Below are 16,623 nucleotides of genomic sequence, written 5' to 3' on the forward strand. Positions count from 1 at the left end.
TTTGCGCCGTTCTCGAAGCGAACCGCCCTGACGCCGCTGTCCTCGCAGTCGAGGATGGTGGCCCCTGGTCCAGCGCCAGCGAGGACGATGTCTCTGCCGGCAAAGCTGAGTCGGGTGTTCGCTGGCCCGAGGTATAAGCCCGCGGCGAGCAAGATGCTGTCTCCGGACTCGGCCGCGTAGATCGCGGCGCTGATCGTAGGGAAGTCGCCGGTGCCCGCGGCGTCGAGGTGGTAGGTGACCGCGGGGAGCGCCCCCGCCGCGGCTGAAACCAGCCAGCATGCAAGGGCAAGCGCGCGCATCTTCCCCTCCCGCGCCGGAGACATCCCAATTCTAGACCGAATTACCCGAGAAATCCAGCGCGGACCGCGCGCGGCGCTTGCCGGCGCGCGGCGGGTCAGGCTGGCGCAGGTGGGGGAGCGGCTGTGGTCCTCTGACGCGCTGTTTCGGGGCGGGGTCGGTGGCGGGTGGCAAGCAGATAGGCTGGTGTGAGTCCTTCTGCGAGCGCCTGTGAAGCGGCGCGAGCGGGAGGGCCTCAGCAGCCCCGCCCTCTACTCGAATTTCACCCGCCGCTCGTCGCCGTCGATGATCTGCAGGTCGCCCACCGGATCGGTGCCGACGATCTCCAGCTTGCCATCGCCGTCGATGTCGAAGATGTCCATCTGGTCGCCGAAGGGCCGCTCGAACTCCCACTTCAGCTGACGGAAGCGCGCGTCGAGCACCTGGCCCGTGTTGAGCACGATCTCCGGCTGGCCGTCGGCGTCGACATCGGCCACGAGCACGCGCCGCGCCTTGCGCTCCTCGGCGCTGCGGAACTCCTCGCTCTCCTTGTCGCCGGACATGATCACGATGCGCGCGTCGGCAAGCAGCACGATCTCCGGCTTGCCGTCGCCGTCCACCTCGGCCACCGTGAAACTCTCGATGGACTGGAAGTAGTTCTCGGGCGTGCGCCAGATGTCCTCGAGCGTGTCGATGTTGATCACGAAGAGGTCGCCGCGCCGCGTGGTGACGATCAGCTCGTTGCGCCGGTCGCCCGTCGCGTCCGCGATGCGCACTTCCTTCACCGGCGCCCAGACCTCGCGCTGCCGCTTCATCTGCAGGCGCCCCGTGGCGCGGTCGCGCTCGAAGAAGTAGAGGAAGCCGCGCTGCGTGCCGTAGACGAAGGAGTCGAGCGTGTCGTCGATCATCTCGGCGGCGTCATGGTGCTCGACGAAGGCCCAGGGATAGGACTGGTTCACCCAGTCCTGGGCGGCGGCCGGGCCGGCGGCGCCGGCGAGCAGCAGGGCGAGAGCGAAGCGGCGCATGGCACTCCTTGCGGCCGGGGACGCCCAAAGATAACACGCCCCGCCGGGCGCCGGAAGCTCCAGGAACCCGCCGGGCGCCGCTTGAATCTCCCGGCCGCGGCCCGCTTTACAGGCCGGCAGGCTTGGCGTACCTTGGGGCCACTTCAATTGTGACAGCGCGACGCGGCCGGCAGGCGGCCGAGAACGGAGGTGGCCCATGGCGGGGCGACTGAGCGATCGCTATTCCCTGACGACCCTGGCGGTGCTGCGCGTCGCGGACCTGCGCGCCCTCGCGCGCGAGCACCAGCTCATCGGTGCCAGCGCGCTGCGCAAGGCCGAGCTGATCACCGCGCTCCACCGCCACCTCGTCCACCTGGACGCCGCCGCCGCCGAGCGTGGCCGCGAGCGCGCGGAGCGCCTGCCCGTGCAGGCGCCGCCGCCGGCCGTCGCCGCCGTGCCCGCCAGCGAGACGACCCCGGCCGCCGCGCCGCCGGCCGACGATCCGGGCGCCATGCGCGATCCTTCCTGGTACGCGCCCCCGCTCGCCGAGCGCTACGGCATCGATCGCCTCACGCTGATGGTGCGCGACCCGCACTGGCTCTTCTGCTACTGGGAGCTGCGCCCCGAGCTCCTCGCCGCCGTGCGCGCCGAGTTCCCCGGCCCGAGCTGGACGGTGCTGCGCATCCTCCACCTCGATGAGGCCGAGGCCGTCTACGACACCTGGACCATCGATATCGGCGGCGACGCGGTGAGCTGGTACGTCAACACAGGCCGGCCCGGCGCGCGCTTCCGCGCCGAGCTCGGCCTCACCGATGCCGACGGCCGCTACCGGCTGCTCGTCGCGAGCAACACGGTGACCGCGCCGATGGACGCGCCCTCCGCGCGCTGGGACGAGGAGTGGGTGGGTGTCAGCCGCGAAGTCTGGGAGCAGATCGAGCGCATGCCCCGGCCCTTCCCGGGCTCGGTGGCCGGCTGGGACCAGTTCCGCCGCGATCTCGCGCGCCTGGGCGCCGAGCGGGTCGGCGCCTCCGAGCGCCTGTCGGCCGCCGCGCCCGGCAGCGCCGCGGGGAAGCGCTCGTGAGCGCCCGGCCCGCCCGCCTGGCCCTGGTGCTGCACCATCACCTGCCCTACATCCGCCACCCCGAGTACGAGGACTTCATGGAGGAGGACTGGCTCCACCAGGCCGTGGCGGAGACCTATCTGCCCCTGCTCGAGGTCTTCGAGCGCCTGCGCGGCGATCGTGTGCCCTATCGCGTCACCGTCTCGCTGACGCCGCCGCTGGTTTCCATGCTCGACGACGCGCTGCTGCGCGAGCGCACCGAGCGCCACCTGACGCGCCTCCTGCGCCTGGCCGAAGCCGAGGTGCTGCGCACCCGCGGCGACGAGGGCCGCGCGCGCCTGGCCCACTACTACCGCGATCACTTCGGCGGCATGCGCGACCGCTACCTCGGCGAGTACCGCCGCGACATCGTCTCGCGCTATCGCGATCTCCAGGACAGCGGCCACCTGGAGATCGTCACCTGCTGCGCGACGCACGGCTTCCTCCCCCTGATGAACGACCACCGGCCCGCGATGCGCGCGCAGATCGCCGTCGCCGTCGAGCACTACCAGGCGCGCTTCGGGCGGCGGCCGCGCGGCATCTGGCTCGCCGAGTGCGGCTACCAGCCGGGCGTCGAGCAGCTCCTTGCCGACGCCGGGCTCGAGTACTTCTTCGTCGACACGCACGGGCTGGCCTTCGCCGAGCCGCGTCCGCGCTACGGCGTCTTCGCGCCGGTGATGACCGGCGCCGGCGTCGCCGCCTTCGGCCGCGACCTCGAGACCAGCCACCAGGTTTGGAGCGCGGACGCCGGCTATCCGGGCGACGCCGTCTACCGCGAGTACTACCGCGATCTCGGCTGGGACCTGGACCTCGACTACCTGAAGCCCTTCCTCGGCCACCACGGCTTCCGCAAGAACACGGGCCTCAAGTACCACCGCGTCACCGGCCGCGTGCCGTTGCACGAGAAGGCGCTCTACGATCCCTGGGCCGCGCGCGACAAGGCGGACGAGCACGCGGGCAACTTCCTCTTCAACCGCGAGCGGCAGCTCGAGGAGCTCGCCGGCCGCATGGAGCGGCCGCCGCTGGTGGTGGCGCCCTACGACGCAGAGCTCTTCGGGCACTGGTGGTACGAGGGCCCGCGCTTCCTCGAGTCCTTCATCCGCAAGGTGGCCTACGACACGGGGGTCTTCCACCTCGTCAGCCCGGGCGACGTGCTCAGCGAGCAGCCGGTCAACCAGCGCGCGACGCCGGGCTTCTCGAGTTGGGGCTACAAGGGCTACTGCGAGTTCTGGCTCAACGGCAGCAACGACTGGATCTACCGCCACCTGCACCAGGCGCAGGAGCGCATGACGCGCCTGGCCGATGCCGAGGGCCCGCAGGGCGGCCACCTCAAGCCACGCCTGCTCGCCCAGGCCGGCCGCGAGCTGCTGCTCGCGCAGAGCAGCGACTGGGCCTTCATCATGAAGACGGGCACCGTCGTCGAGTACGCCGAGAAGCGGACCAAGGAGCACCTGCACCGCTTCCACGCGCTGGCCGACATGCTCGAAGGCGCGCCCCTGGACGAGGGGCGCCTCGCCGACTTCGAGTCCCGCGACAACATCTTTCACGCCATCGACTGGCGGCACTGGCGCAGCCGCCCGGGCGACGTCCTCGCCGCCGGGGCCGTGCGCATGCCCGCCGCCGGCTGATCGCCACCGCTGAGAGGGGACGCCGTGGTCAGGAGCATGACGGGATTCGGCGGCGCGCGCCGCGCCGCGGCGGGCTTCGAGATCCAGGTGGAGCTGCGCTCCGTCAACAACCGCTTCTTCGACCTCCAGCTGCGCGTGCCCCGGGAACTGAGCTTCCTCGAGGGCGAGATCCTCGAGCGCTGCCGGGCCCGGCAGCTGCGCGGGCGCGTCACGGCGCAGATCGGCTTCGAGCGCGCGCCCGGCGCGGCGCGCCCGCAGCTGGACGGCGAAGTGCTGGCTGCCTACCTCGAAGCCGCCGAGCGCCTCCGCCGCGAGCACGGTTTCCCGGCGCCGGGCAGCGCCGCCGAGTTCCTCGCCCTGCCCGAGCTCTTCACTGCCCGCGGCAGCGAGCCCGACCGCGAGCTGCTCTCGCGTCTCGCCGGCGAGGCCCTCGATGAGGCCCTCGACGCCCTCGCGGCGATGAAGGCGCGCGAGGGCGCGGCGCTCGCCGAGGAGCTGCGCGGGCGCATCGGCGTCGTCCGGGCGGCGCTGGGCCGCATCGAGGTCGCCCTGCCCGACGTGCGGGCCGCCCTCAAGGCGGGCCTGCACGCGCGCGTCGCCGAACTGCTCGGCGAGGTGCCGGTCGATCCGCAGCGTCTGGCGCAGGAACTGGCGATCCTCGTCGACCGCGGCGATGTCACCGAGGAAACGGTGCGCCTGGCCAGCCACCTCGAGCAATTCTCGGCCGCGCTCAGCGATGGCGGCGAGGTGGCCAAGAAGCTGGGCTTCTTGCTGCAGGAGATCCTGCGCGAGGCGAACACGATCGGCTCGAAGGCGCAGGCGCTGGGGATCATCCAGGAAGTGCTGTTGATCAAGGAAGAGACGGAGAAGATCCGCGAGCAGATCCAGAACATCGAGTGACGCACGACACCCGCGCACACGGTTCGCCCTGTCCGCCCGACCTCGAGCAGAGGGGTCTGGCCGTCGTCGTCTCCGGCCCTTCCGGCGCCGGCAAGACGACGCTGATCAAGCACCTGATGCTGCGCCATCCGCAGAGCTACTTCTCGATCAGCGCGACGACCCGCACTCCCCGCGGCGAGGAGATCGACGGCGTCGACTACCGCTTCCTCGGCCGCGAGGCCTTCCTCGCGCTGCGCGATGCCGGCGGCCTGCTCGAGTGGGCCGAGGTCCACGGCGAGTTCTACGGCACGCCGCGCGGGGAGGTCTGTCCCTACCTGCAGGACGGCCGGCACGTCTTCCTCGACATCGACGTGCAGGGCGCCCTCTCGGTGCAGCGGGCCCTGCCCGAGCAATCCTGGCTGCTCTTCGTCGTGCCGCCGGACATGGCACTGCTCTCGGCGCGCCTGCGCGGGCGCGGCACCGATGCCGAGGCCGTGATCGCCCGCCGCCTCGCGAACGCGCTCGGCGAGCTGGCGATGCTGCCTCGCTTCGACGCCGTGGTGGTGAACGAGGAGCTGAGCGCCGCCGTCGAGCGGGCGCGGCTGCTCCTCGCGAGCCGCGAGCGCAACGCCGCCGCCTGGCTCGCCGACGGCGGCCGCGACTTTCTCCAGCGGGTTTTCGGGGTCGCGGTCTAGATTTCACATGTGCTTGTTAGAATGTAAGTTAGCTCGTTTTTTCTTGTGTTTTTCCGCTGCGCTTGCTACCTTACCGGCTCCCGCGCGAACCCCCTTCACCGGCAGTCAGGAGTGCGCAATGGGCTTCGTCTCGATCGAGAGAGTCACGCAACGCATCACCAACAAGTACGAAGCGGTGCTGGTCGCGGCCAAGGAAGCGCGCGTGCAGAACAGCATCGCCCAGCTCAAGGACCTCGATCCGAACTCCGCCTACCCGAAGATCACCTCGCTCTCGCTGCAACGGCTGATCGAGGGCAAGATCCGCTACTCCTACGGCGAGCTCGAGACCCCGCCCCCTTCGCCCGAGACCGAACAGCTGGATCTCGAAGAAGGCGCGTAGCGCGATGGCGGCCGACGCGCCCAGTCCCCTCGCGGGCCTGCGCATCGTCCTCGGCATCTCGGGCGGCATCGCCGCCTACAAGGCGGCCGCGCTCGTCCGCCTCCTGCGCAGGGCGGAGGCGGAAGTCGTCGTCGTGATGACCGAGGCCGCCACGCACTTCATCGGCCCGCTCACGCTCGCCACGCTCAGCGGCAAGCCCGTGGTCACCAGCCTCTGGGAGCGCGTGAGCGACGACTCGCTGCCCAGCGACGTCGAGCACATCGGTCTCGTCAAGTGGGCCGACTTCGCCATCCTCGCGCCGGCGACGATGAACACCCTCGGCGAGCTGGCCCGCGGCCTGGCCGACGATGCCGTCACCACCTTCTTCGGCGCCTACCCGCCCGCGCGCTCGCTGCTCGCGCCGGCGATGAACGGCGGCATGTGGCGCAACCCGGCGACGCAGAAGAACGTCCGCCTGCTGCGCGCCCGCGGCTACCTGGTCACCGGGCCGGGGCGCGGCGAGCTGGCCTGCGGCGACGAGGACGAAGGCCGTATGGCCGAGCCCGAGCAACTCCTCAACGCGCTCGCCGGTCTCATCAAGCACGGCCCCCTGGCCGGGCGGCGCGTGCTCGTCACGGCCGGCCCCACGCGCGAGTGGATCGACGCCGTGCGTTACCTCAGCAACGCCTCCACCGGAACGATGGGCCTGGCCATCGCCGAGGCGGCGCGCGGGCTCGGCGGGCGCGTCACCCTCGTCGCCGGACCGGGCGTGGCGGCGGCGCACCCGGCGATCCGCCGCGTCGACGTCGAGAGCGCGGCCGAGATGGCGGCCGCCGTCTACGCCGAGGCCGCCGATGCCGAGCTGACCGTGATGGCCGCTGCAGTTGCCGACTGGCGGCCGGTCGCCGCGGCCGCGGGCAAGCTCAAGAAGGCCGCGGGTCCGCCGGCGCTCGCCCTCGAGCCGACCGAGGACATCCTCGCCGGCCTCGCCGCGCGCGGCCTGGGCGGGCAGCGCGTGGGCTTCGCGCTCGAGACGGAGCAGCTCGCGGAGCGCGCGCGCCGCAAGCTGGAGGCGAAGCAGCTCGCGCTGGTCGTCGCCAACGCGATCGGCGAGGGCGCGGGCTTCGGCAGCGGCGACAACACGGTGCTGGTCGTCGGGCCGGAGGGTTTCGAGCGGGCCTACCCGCGCCTGGACAAGCGCACCCTCGGCCGCGAGCTGGTTGAGCTCTTCGCCGAGCGTTTCTTTGCCGTCGCCAAGCCTCTGCGTCCATGAACCCCACCCTGATCACCGTCCTGCTGCTCATTTGCAGCAACGTCTTCATGACCTTCGCCTGGTACGGGCACTTGAAGACGCTCGCGCACCGCGCCTGGCTGGTGGCCGCGATCGCGAGCTGGGGGATCGCCCTCTTCGAGTACCTGCTGCAGGTGCCGGCCAACCGCATCGGCAGCGGCACGATGTCGGTAGGCGAACTGAAGATCCTGCAGGAGGTGATCACCCTCAGCGTCTTCGTGCCCTTCTCGCTCTTCTATCTGAAGGAGAGGCTGAGCCTGGACTACCTCTGGGCCGGACTCTGTCTGCTGGGCGCGGCCTTCTTCCTGTTCCGCGCCCGCTTCTTGGGCGCCTGAACCAACCACAGCGAGGAGCGTCCATGGCCGAGTTGAAGACCCGCCCCACGGGCGGCGCGCGCGAGGTGAAGGCCTTTGTCGCCGCGATCGCCGACCCCGCGCAGCGGGCGGACGCCGAGGCCCTGCTCAAGCTGATGCGCGAGCTGACCGGCCAGCCGCCCAGACTCTGGGGCGACAGCATGGTCGGCTTCGGGAGCTACCACTACACGTACGCGAGCGGCCGCGATGGCGACTGGTTTCCTGTCGGCTTCTCTCCGCGCAAGGCGAACCTGACGATCTACGTCCTCGCCGGCTTCGACCGCCACGCGGCGCTGCTGGGCAGGCTCGGCAAACACAAGACGGCGAAGTCCTGTCTGTACGTCAAGCGCCTGGCGGATCTCGATCTCGCCATCTTGCGCCGGCTCCTCGCGGGCTCGCTCGCGCAGCTCGGCCAGCAGTAGGACGCGGGACCGGACCCCGGAGCTTGCGCCGGCGACCCGCCGGCGTGCTAGGATGACCACCTCACCGAAGGGGCAGGGGCTCACCGCGTGCCCCGTCACATGGAGGAGGCAAGCATGGTCCCGCTGCCCGCGCTCTGGCTGGTGATCCTCGTTTCGGCAGTGGCCGTCTTCCTGATCAGCTCGCTGATCCACATGGCGCTGCGGTATCACGCCAACGATTACCGCAAGCTGCCCGACGAAGACGGCGTGATGAACGCGCTGCGTCCCTTCGCCGTGCCGCCGGGCGACTACATGTTCCCCCGTGCCGGCAGCATGAAGGAGATGGGCACACCGGAGTACGCCGCCAAGCACAGGGCGGGGCCCGTGGCCCTCATCACCGTGCTGCCGCCCGGCAAGCTGAGCATGACGGGCAGCCTGGTGCTCTGGTTCGTCTATGGCCTGGTGATCAGCGTCTGCGCGGGCTACATCGCGGGCCGCGCGCTGGCGCCGGGCGCGCACTACCTCGCTGTCTTCCGCTTCGCCGGCGCGACGGCCTTCCTCGGCTATGCGGCCGCCCAGTGGCAGAACTCGATCTGGTTCGGGCGCGCCTGGCGCACGACGCTCAAGAACACCTTCGACGGCCTGATCTACGGCCTCGTGACGGGCGGCGTCTTCGGCTGGCTCTGGCCCTAGCAGGGTGCTGAAGAAGGCCCTCTGAGACTCCCCGGTGCCCCTCCCATGGCTGTTTGCCACGTGGGAGCCTTCCGGTTGTTATGGCGACATCCGGTCTTACGCACCCGGCGAGGTGGGCTTGGCTGCCTGCGGCAGGACTCCTGCTACCCGGCCGGGGAGCCGATCAGCCTCGCCATCCGCGCCACATCGTAGACCGCTAGCGTGAACGTGAACATCCAGCCGACGCGTTCTCGGCCCCGATGGCGCGTCTTGCGCAATCCGCCCACGGTCTTCATCCAACCGAAGATCTCCTCGACCCGCTTGCGACACCGCTGGCTGATCGCGTAGCCCGGGTGCCGCGTCGTGCGCCCATCGATGGCGCTGCGTCGGCGGCTCGTGTTGCAGGCCACATGGGGCGTGGCCAGGCGCTCACGCAGGCCCTCGACAAAATCCCTGGTGTCGTAACCCTTGTCGCCACCGACGGTGATCAGATGCGAGCCCGGCAGCTCTTCGACCATCGCCAGGGCCGCTTCTCGCTCGCAGGTGCCATCGGCAATCGTCAGACGACCGTCGACCGCCAGGCCGCTCCGATTCTCCATCAGCACGTGACCCGCGTAGCTCAGCTTCGACTCCTTGCCGTTGCCCTTGCGGTAGAGCCGAGCCTCCGGGTCCGTCGTCGAGCGGTGCGTCGCGTTGCTCCGCTTCTCCCCGCGGAAGTCCACCGTCGGATTGCCCGGGTCCGCGGATGGCTCCTTGTCGTCACTGCCGATCGGCCGCAGGCTCTTCTGGCTCGCCCAGGCCTCGATCAAAGTGCCGTCCACCGTGAAGTGCTCCGTCGAGAGCAGATCCCTCGCCTTGGCCTGCGCTAGGATCTGCGCCAAGAAGGCCGCCGCGATGTCCCCGGCGAGCAGGCGCTCCCGGTTCTTGCTGAAGACCGTCGGCACCCAGACGGGATCATCCATGCGCAACCCCACGAACCAGCGGTAGAGCAGGTTGTAGTCGAGCTGCTCCATGAGCTGCCGCTCGCTGCGAATGGTGAAGAGGACCTGCAGCAGCAGGGCGCGGAGCAGGTGCTCGGGCGGGATCGAGGGCCGGCCCGTCTGGGCGTAGATCGCATCGAAGCGAGGCGAGAGCTCCTTCAAGGCGGCATCGACCAGGCGCCGGATGGCGCGCAGGGGGTGGTCCTTGGGGACCCGAGCCTCCAAGGGAACGTAGCTGAAGAACTCCTCGTGCCGATCGTCAGGACCACGCATGCCAGCTACCTCGCGGGAGAATGGGGTAGCTCCCTTCAAGCACATTCAGCGGCCATCCGCACGGCCTTTTTCAGCACCCTGCTAGATCGTGGCACCCCGGAAGTGGTTAGCACTCCATGACGGGCCAAGCCTCGCGATACTGGGCTTCATCACCATAGCCCAGGCTGCATGGGCCTACCTCCGTCATGAAACCTCCCTCGGCCAAAAAATGGAATGCCAGTGTCCCGAAGGCAACCTCTTCCCAGGAAGCATTGACATCCGGTGGGCAGAAGGCGACTCCATTGAAAGAGCCGAACGGTTCATCCAGCTCGAAGATCCAAGTGGGTTCCTCGATAGCAACCAGGGACGAGTGCACAATCTCGGCAGCGACCAGGCCGATTGCATAGATCCCAAAGAGGCTCAGAGCCTTAAGCAGCTTACCCTTCCCTGTGCACCTCCTGCCTTGGATCGCAGGCCGCTGTCCAGCGACTCTAGTACAGAACCTTGATGGCACTGATGCTGGTCTGCACGATGCTCGTATCTTCGCAGCCGACTCCCAGGGCGCCGATCTGGCCACACTCGCCGTCGTTGCCCTCGGCGCAAGGCGAGCCCGCCTGCAGGGAGTAAGGGCTGCTCGGGTTCTGGCCGAGGCAGAAGCGGGGATCGAGGCTGATGTTGCCCGACACACCGAGCTGATCGGCAATGCAGCCAACCCAGTCACCGCCCTCGTTGCCGTAGACATCGCAGCAGGTCAGCTCGAGCAATTCGCCATTCCAGATGCATGCAATGGCGTTGCCGTCAGCACCATCGGCGAGGATCGATTGCTCAAGGGAGAGGAGAGGCACTTCGCTAAAGCAGATGCCGCTGGCCTTGGGCGCAGCATTGCGCGCAAAGGTGCAGCTTCGGATCACCGCATCTCGGGGGTAGGAAATCCAAGCCGCGCCGCCCACCTTCGCTCTATTCTCGGTGAACAAGCAGTTTGCGATGAAGAGCACGTCCTCCATGGAGTGGAAGGCGCCGCCTTCTGTAGCGATGTTGCGCGCGAAAACGCACCCTTGCAGGCGGCAGCCGGCCGAATTGTAGTTTGATGAATGGACAGCGCCGCCCATCTGGGCCTGGTTATCCTCGAGGATGCAGTCAGTCATGTGGAGGCTATGCATGCCGACATCCACTGCGCCACCTGCCATCGTAGCGGCATTCCCCACGAACTCACAGCGGAGCGCCGAGACGGCCTTGACGTTGGTCATGCAAGCGTCCGCGCAGGCAAGGCCGCCTCCATGGACAGCGGTGTTGCCATCGAAGCGGCAATCGATCAGGGATCCGTTGCCCGCCTGGACATACAAACCACCGCCTCGCTGGGCAATGTTAGCCACGAAAGCACAGCTGACGATTTCGAGCTCGAATCCGAAGTCGCTGCCAGAGGCAGCGATGCCGCCGCCTGTGCTGGCGAAGCCGTTCCTGAAGGTGATGCCCTCGATGTGAGCGTGCATGGGCTTCACGGTGGGATTGTGGGCGTTCATGATGCGCCCGAGTCCAACGGCATCAATCGTCACGGCAGGTTCGTTGCGGCCCTCGCCCAGGACCGTGATCCCATCCTTGAGTTCGATGTCGTGCTCGTAGTAGGTCCCAGGCGCGATCAGCACGGTGTCGCCTGCCTGCGCGGCGGCTACTCCGGCGTGAATCGACTGCGCATCGGCTGGGACCCGGACAACCGCAGCGAGGCTCTGGGCTGGAAGCCACAGCACTGAGCTTGCCACAAGCAGCGCCCCTCCACGCGCCCTCTTCATCACCCACCTCTTTCGGCGACATCGTCCTAGCGGAGCATCACGAGCTTGGTAGTGACTGACTGGCCGGGAAGCTCCAAGCGGGCGAAGTAGACACCACTGGGCAACACCTGTCCGGCCGCATCTCGGCCATCCCAGGTCAGGACGAACTGGCCGGTCGGCAGCGTCCCCTCGTTTAGGCAGATGAGTTCACGACCACTCAGATCGTACACCACGAGGCGCGCAGGCCCGGACTTGGGGAGCGCGTACCGCAGGTGTGCGATGGGATTGAAGGGGTTGGGGTGGGCCGAGAGCGAGAGCACTGCTGAAGTACTACCATCGAGTGCGATGGTCTCGCTGCGGAGTGGAGCCCATGTCGCACTGTCGCCCTCGCGGCTGTAGAGCGTATAGCGCCAGATGCCTCCGTCGGCTAGCTCCCCGCGATCATCCAGGGCACGCCAAGCAAGTCCGCCCATCCCCAAGGGCGCGAACGGAACCTGAACTTCGCCGCCTATGGACTTCACCGCGGTCAGGCGGAGGTTCACTGCCTCGGCAGGTTCGGCGAGCAGCCAGTCGATCTGTACGCCCGATTCTGTCTCGGTGAGAGTGAAACTGCTCAGGGCCACGGGCACAGCATCGCAGCCCGTTCCCAGCGCTCCGATGAGCACGCCACATGAGTTGTTCTCAGGACAGCAGGGCGAGGCGATGGCAAGCTCAAAGGCTCCCGCCGGGGCGTCGCAGAACAGCGGGTCCTCGCAGAAATTGCCAGCACTGCCGCAGGGTTCAGGCAGATCCTCTCCGGCATTGGAGGGAAGATTGGCGAAGAAGTCGCAGCAGCTAACAGAGACCGAGGCGTCGCCGGAGCGGGCGACGCCTGTGCCACTTGGCGTGCTGCTGATGATTGCGTTGCGCAGTGTCAGGACGCAAGGGTTGGAGGAGAGGGCTTCGTAGGCGTAGGCCGCACCGCCCGTCGATGCAGAGTTGTTCCAAAAGGCCGAATTCTCCAACGTAGCATCGCAGTACGAGTAGTCCCACGAATTCGGGCTAATGGACCCGCAGCCGAACCCACCCCCGGCTAGAGCCTGATTCCCGCTGAAGACGCCGTTGGTGATGGTCGTCGTGCAGGTACTTGGGCCGTGTCGCGTAGAGGAGATCGCTTCAGCCCAAACTGCACCACCGTTTCCGCCGCAGCTGTTGTCCCAGAAGAGGCATCCATCGGCGAGCAGGCTCATCGTGGCCGTGTGCGGTGGATAGGACGAGCTGTGGGATTCCACACCGAGCCCGCCACCGTTGCCGTCGGTCGAATTCGCCCTGAACTCCCCAGCAACGAGTCGAATCGTCAGCGATGCCCGCTTAGCCCAGGCGTTGATACCGCCCCCCTCAGCACCGGCATGATTGCCCACGAATCGCGATTGCACGATATCTACCTCTCCCGAGAAGCCGTCGACGGCGTGCAGGTAGATGCCGCCCCCTGACTCCGATGCTATGTTATCTCTAAGATCGACCCGGTTCAGCCGCAGGCTCGAATTGTAGCAGTAGATTGCACCGCCTTCGTCTGCAACTCCGTCACGGAGCGTGAGATTCTCGATCCGAATGCTGCCGGCGGAGATGAGATCGAGAATGCGCCCCTGATGGTCGGCATCGACGACCACATCCCCTGGGTTGCCTCCCATCCCGATGATGGTGAGGTTCGGTACACAGGCGAGCCCATGCTCCTTGTAGACGCCTGGGGAAATGAGGATTGAGTCCCCGCTGGTCGCTGCAGCGAATGCAAGTTCGATCGTTGCGAACTCGGCCGGAACGTAGAGGGCGGTACTTGTCGCGAGCGCTTCTGTTGTGAGCGCCAAACCGTGCAGCCTGCCGCCGATGATGGCTACAATACCTTGGTTTGGCAGCGGATCCACATCCGTCGCTCCGTGCTGGCTCCAAGCTGCGGCAGTGCCATCATCCCTTAGAGCGAGGCTATGGTACCAGCCCGCCGCAATCGCGGTGAATCCCCCGTTTGAGGAGGGCAGCTCGGAGTAGTCTCCCCATGCGACGATGCTGCCATCCTGTTTCAGTCCGAGCCCATGCAGATAGCCAGCCGCGATGGCGAGGAAGCCCGAGTTGGGTTCGGGTACATCGCACTGCCCGACAAAGTTGCCGCCCCAGGTCACGATGCTTCCTTCAGCCTTCAGCCCCATGCTGTAGTGCGCCCCGCCGGCCACGGCAATCCAGTTAGCATTGGGCTCTGGTACAGCAACTTGGCCCCAATCGTTCTGCCCCCAGCCGACGATGCTGCTGTCGGCGCGCAGGCCAAAGCCCGTATTGCCGCCAGCGGCAACCGCAACGAAACCCGTGTTGGGCTCCGGTGCATTGCATTGGCCGGCTGCATTGTTGCCCCAGCCGATGATCGAGCCATCGGACTTTAGCCCTAGGCTATGCTCGAAACCTGCCGCTACCGCGATGAACCCGGCGTTCGGTGGCGGCACATCGCACTGCCCTTGCTCGTTCTTGCCCCATGCGGCGATCGAACCGTCCGCTCTCCGGCCGAGGCTGTGGTACTCCCCCGCTGCGATGGCGATGAATCCTTGGTTCGGCTGGGGAATCCCCAACTGCCCGAAGCTGTTGTCACCCCAGGCGAGGATTGACGCGTCGCCAAGTGCGGTGACTGCACTTCCACAAGCTGCGAGCACGCCGCAGCAGAATCCCAGGAGAAGCTGAACTCTACGCATCCCGCCCTGACCTCCCGCGTTTGACGCGCTCTGCTTGGAACTCGAACAGCAATTCTACCAATTCGTGGACATCCTTGACTCTCCGAAAGTGCGTTCTTGGCAACCGGCGTACGGATGGCCTCGCGGCCTTCATGCCTTCTGCATTGGCTTTGGTGTGCCGTGCTACTTCGAGCTCGCCGAGTCCTGTGAGTCGCTGCCCCATGCGTTCCCCGTACCAGAGGAAGTGGTCGATGGCAGACATGTCCCTGGTAAGCACGGCCCAGACGACACAGGCACTTGGATAGCGGGCCAGTCTGGTGTGGACGAACTGCTGTGCCGTCCTAGCGCCGGTAGTAGTTGACTTGATCTGGAGGTACCTGACCCTTCCTTCGCAATCGATGACCACATCGTAGCCGGCTTGACCGGGAATGGGCTTCAAGACCTCGGCAACACGGCTGCTCTGCCAGAGCGTCGTGAGCAGTTCCGCCAGTAGAAGGTGTTCGGCGAGGGCCTCTCGATAGGATGAAGCCTGGCTGTCGCGGGTGGCGCCCATCGGAGCCTCCAAATCATAGGAGAAACGAAGCGTTCACCATCCCAGAGAGGACCCGATCCCCCGGCTGTTTGGGCAGGCATTGCAGCGCCTCGACAACTGGAGAGGTCGCAGTGCACGGAACGGTGTTAGAAGGAATCGCGAAGTCTGCTACCGCAACCCCGCCGGCACGGCGTGCACCAGCACGCGGCTCCAGTAGCGCTGCTCGGCAGGGGTGCCGCCGCCAATGGCGTAGAGGCCGGAGGAGTCGGTGCGGATGAGCCAGAGGTCGTCGTCGCCGGCGCCGTAGGACCTCGTGGTGGCGCAGACGAGGAAGCCGCGGTCCCGCGCGGCCTCGAGCCAGAGCGCGGCTTCGGCCTCGGGGCCGCCGAAGCTGCGCTCCCAGAGCACGTTGCCCTCGGCGTCCAGGCCCAGCAGCCAGACGTCGTCCTGCTCCCGCCCGGGCGCCGTGGAGCCGGCGATCACGAGGCCGCCGTCGGCGAGCACGATGCCGCGCGCGAAGGTCTCCGGGCCCTCGCCGCCGTAGCGGCGGCTCCAGCGCGGCTCGCCGTCGGCGGCGAGCTTCAGCAGCCAGCCGTCGTTGAAGTCCAGCACCTCGTCGCGAAGAGTGCTGCCCAGCAGGTAGAAGTCGCCATCGCGGGCCGGCAGCAGCATGCCGCCGCTCTGCGCCAGCGAATCCCCGTAGGTGCGGTCCCAGAGCACAGCGCCCGCGGCATCGGTGCGGATCACCCACAGATCGCTGCCACCGGCGCCGAAGGACGCCGTGGTGCCGCCCAGCAGGTAGCCTCCGTCCGCCATCTGCAGCAGCGACACGCCAGTGTCCTCGCCCTCCCCGCCGTAGTGCTGGTCCCACTCGCGCCGTCCGCTTGCGTCCGTTTTCACGAGGTAGACCGAGCGCGGCCCCTTGCCGAAGCTGCGCGTGTAGCCGACCACCGCGTAGCCGCCGTCGGCCGTGCAGATCACATCGCGGCCGTTGTCCCAGCCGTGCTCGGTGCCCCAGCGGCGATCGAAGAGCACCTCGCCCTCTGGGCTCACCTTGAGCAACCAGAGATCGGCGAAGGCGCTGCCCGCGTAGCCGGTGCAGACGTAGTTGCCGTCGGGCGTCGGGCGGATGCTGTTCAGGCCGTCCCAGCCATCGCCGCCGTAGGTGCGCGACCACAGCTCGTCGCCTGTCGCGCTCAGCCTCACGAGCCAGCCGTCGCTGCTCCGCCCGGGGCTGCTGCCGAAGGAATAGGTCGTGCTGGCGAGCAGGTAGCCGCCGTCCGGCAGGTGCAGGGCCGCGCCCTCGCTCTCGTTCAGCGTGCCCCCGTGGACGCTGCGCAGGCGGAAGCGCACGTAGTAGAGCGGCTCGCCCGCGTCGAGGATCTCCAGCTCGTAGGTGCCGGCCCCCAGGAAGCCCGCCGGCAGGTCCAGGCGCAGCTTCTCCGCGCCCGCGGCGGCCCGCGCGGGGTCGATCTCTTCGGTCCAGAGCATTTGCCCGTCCGGCAGCCGGCTGATCTGCGCGACGAGGGGGCGCGCCTCCGTGCCCGCCGTGCGCAGCGGCGAGAGTGGCACCTCGAGCGCCACCGTGGTCGGGGCGCTGGCGTCGAGGCTGCCCTCCACCGGCTCGGCCTCCGCGGGGTCGAAGTGCTCCGGCAGTGCGAGCGTGGCCTGGGCCTTGTCCGGCGCCCCCACGCGCCACAAGGCGCCCCAGCGCCAGCCGACTAGCACCGCCACCAGCACGAGCCCC

At 68.1% G+C, this 16,623-nt stretch carries 15 protein-coding genes and 1 pseudogene; 9 read left to right on the forward strand and 7 right to left on the reverse strand.

Annotation, left to right across the window (positions count from 1 at the left end; all coding sequences use genetic code 11):
* Both FJ251_06645 and FJ251_06650 read right to left on the reverse strand, forming a co-directional pair.
* The coding region (locus tag FJ251_06645) for a hypothetical protein (GenBank protein MBM4117412.1) at positions 1-299 on the reverse strand (299 nt) is incomplete at its 3' end.
* 249 nt (positions 300-548) lie between these two features.
* Complete coding sequence (locus tag FJ251_06650) at positions 549-1,301, reverse strand: VCBS repeat-containing protein (GenBank protein ID MBM4117413.1); 753 nt, start codon at positions 1,299-1,301, stop codon at positions 549-551.
* A 196-nt stretch (positions 1,302-1,497) separates the two neighbouring features.
* On the opposite strand from FJ251_06650, the gene FJ251_06655 reads away from it, so the two are divergent.
* From FJ251_06655 to FJ251_06695, 9 genes and pseudogenes are all read left to right on the forward strand, one after another.
* Entirely contained in the window at positions 1,498-2,361 is an 864-nt protein-coding gene (locus FJ251_06655; protein ID MBM4117414.1) for a DUF4912 domain-containing protein, read from the forward strand.
* Between the two features lie 17 nt (positions 2,362-2,378).
* A pseudogene (locus FJ251_06660) lies at positions 2,379-4,007 on the forward strand (DUF1957 domain-containing protein).
* Positions 4,008-4,031: 24 nt separating this feature from the next.
* The gene (locus tag FJ251_06665) at positions 4,032-4,907 is read left to right on the forward strand and encodes a YicC family protein (protein MBM4117415.1); all 876 of its coding nucleotides are present in this window, start codon (positions 4,032-4,034) and stop codon (positions 4,905-4,907) included.
* Entirely contained in the window at positions 4,904-5,581 is a 678-nt protein-coding gene (locus FJ251_06670; GenBank protein MBM4117416.1) for a guanylate kinase, read from the forward strand. Before FJ251_06665 ends, FJ251_06670 begins: the two co-directional genes overlap by 4 nt.
* A gap of 118 nt (positions 5,582-5,699) precedes the next feature.
* Positions 5,700-5,960, forward strand: coding sequence for a DNA-directed RNA polymerase subunit omega (rpoZ, locus tag FJ251_06675; protein ID MBM4117417.1), 261 nt, complete (start codon positions 5,700-5,702; stop codon positions 5,958-5,960).
* 4 nt (positions 5,961-5,964) lie between these two features.
* Complete coding sequence (gene coaBC, locus FJ251_06680; GenBank protein ID MBM4117418.1) at positions 5,965-7,212, forward strand: bifunctional phosphopantothenoylcysteine decarboxylase/phosphopantothenate--cysteine ligase CoaBC; 1,248 nt, start codon at positions 5,965-5,967, stop codon at positions 7,210-7,212.
* The gene (locus FJ251_06685; protein MBM4117419.1) at positions 7,209-7,565 is read left to right on the forward strand and encodes a DMT family protein; all 357 of its coding nucleotides are present in this window, start codon (positions 7,209-7,211) and stop codon (positions 7,563-7,565) included. Before coaBC ends, FJ251_06685 begins: the two co-directional genes overlap by 4 nt.
* A gap of 23 nt (positions 7,566-7,588) precedes the next feature.
* Positions 7,589-8,005 carry a DUF1801 domain-containing protein gene (locus FJ251_06690; GenBank protein ID MBM4117420.1) on the forward strand — a complete coding sequence of 139 codons (417 nt, stop codon included), beginning with the start codon at positions 7,589-7,591 and terminating at the stop codon, positions 8,003-8,005.
* 114 nt (positions 8,006-8,119) lie between these two features.
* A complete protein-coding gene (locus FJ251_06695) occupies positions 8,120-8,677 on the forward strand; it encodes a hypothetical protein (GenBank protein ID MBM4117421.1) in 558 nt (185 codons plus the stop codon).
* 143 nt (positions 8,678-8,820) lie between these two features.
* Here the strand turns inward: FJ251_06695 and FJ251_06700 are convergent, their stop codons facing one another.
* From FJ251_06700 to FJ251_06720, 5 genes are all read right to left on the reverse strand, one after another.
* Positions 8,821-9,909 carry an IS5 family transposase gene (locus FJ251_06700; GenBank protein MBM4117422.1) on the reverse strand — a complete coding sequence of 363 codons (1,089 nt, stop codon included), beginning with the start codon at positions 9,907-9,909 and terminating at the stop codon, positions 8,821-8,823.
* A 470-nt stretch (positions 9,910-10,379) separates the two neighbouring features.
* Positions 10,380-11,675 (reverse strand): hypothetical protein, encoded by a 1,296-nt coding sequence (locus FJ251_06705; GenBank protein ID MBM4117423.1) that lies wholly within the window; start codon positions 11,673-11,675, stop codon positions 10,380-10,382.
* 26 nt (positions 11,676-11,701) lie between these two features.
* A complete protein-coding gene (locus FJ251_06710; GenBank protein MBM4117424.1) occupies positions 11,702-14,365 on the reverse strand; it encodes a T9SS type A sorting domain-containing protein in 2,664 nt (887 codons plus the stop codon).
* On the reverse strand, positions 14,358-14,897 hold the full coding sequence (locus FJ251_06715; GenBank protein MBM4117425.1) for a hypothetical protein: 540 nt from the start codon (positions 14,895-14,897) through the stop codon (positions 14,358-14,360). The genes FJ251_06710 and FJ251_06715 overlap by 8 nt, the downstream gene beginning before the upstream one ends.
* Positions 14,898-15,044: 147 nt before the next feature.
* Entirely contained in the window at positions 15,045-16,610 is a 1,566-nt protein-coding gene (locus FJ251_06720; protein ID MBM4117426.1) for a hypothetical protein, read from the reverse strand.
* Between the last annotated feature and the right edge of the window lie 13 nt (positions 16,611-16,623).

This window comes from bacterium (assembly GCA_016873475.1).
Lineage (GTDB): Bacteria > Krumholzibacteriota > Krumholzibacteriia > JACNKJ01 > JACNKJ01 > VGXI01.

Bases quoted from the DNA above. Each gene is read 5' to 3' on its own strand.
- coaBC (MBM4117418.1), top strand. From the start codon at position 5,965: ATGGCGGCCGACGCGCCCAGTCCCCTCGCGGGCCTGCGCATCGTCCTC.
- FJ251_06655 (MBM4117414.1), top strand. From the start codon at position 1,498: ATGGCGGGGCGACTGAGCGATCGCTATTCCCTGACGACCCTGGCGGTG.
- FJ251_06650 (MBM4117413.1), bottom strand. From the start codon at position 1,301: ATGCGCCGCTTCGCTCTCGCCCTGCTGCTCGCCGGCGCCGCCGGCCCG.
- FJ251_06685 (MBM4117419.1), top strand. From the start codon at position 7,209: ATGAACCCCACCCTGATCACCGTCCTGCTGCTCATTTGCAGCAACGTC.
- rpoZ (MBM4117417.1), top strand. From the start codon at position 5,700: ATGGGCTTCGTCTCGATCGAGAGAGTCACGCAACGCATCACCAACAAG.
- FJ251_06705 (MBM4117423.1), bottom strand. From the start codon at position 11,675: ATGAAGAGGGCGCGTGGAGGGGCGCTGCTTGTGGCAAGCTCAGTGCTG.
- FJ251_06710 (MBM4117424.1), bottom strand. From the start codon at position 14,365: ATGCGTAGAGTTCAGCTTCTCCTGGGATTCTGCTGCGGCGTGCTCGCA.
- FJ251_06690 (MBM4117420.1), top strand. From the start codon at position 7,589: ATGGCCGAGTTGAAGACCCGCCCCACGGGCGGCGCGCGCGAGGTGAAG.
- FJ251_06715 (MBM4117425.1), bottom strand. From the start codon at position 14,897: ATGGGCGCCACCCGCGACAGCCAGGCTTCATCCTATCGAGAGGCCCTC.
- FJ251_06695 (MBM4117421.1), top strand. From the start codon at position 8,120: ATGGTCCCGCTGCCCGCGCTCTGGCTGGTGATCCTCGTTTCGGCAGTG.
- FJ251_06700 (MBM4117422.1), bottom strand. From the start codon at position 9,909: ATGCGTGGTCCTGACGATCGGCACGAGGAGTTCTTCAGCTACGTTCCC.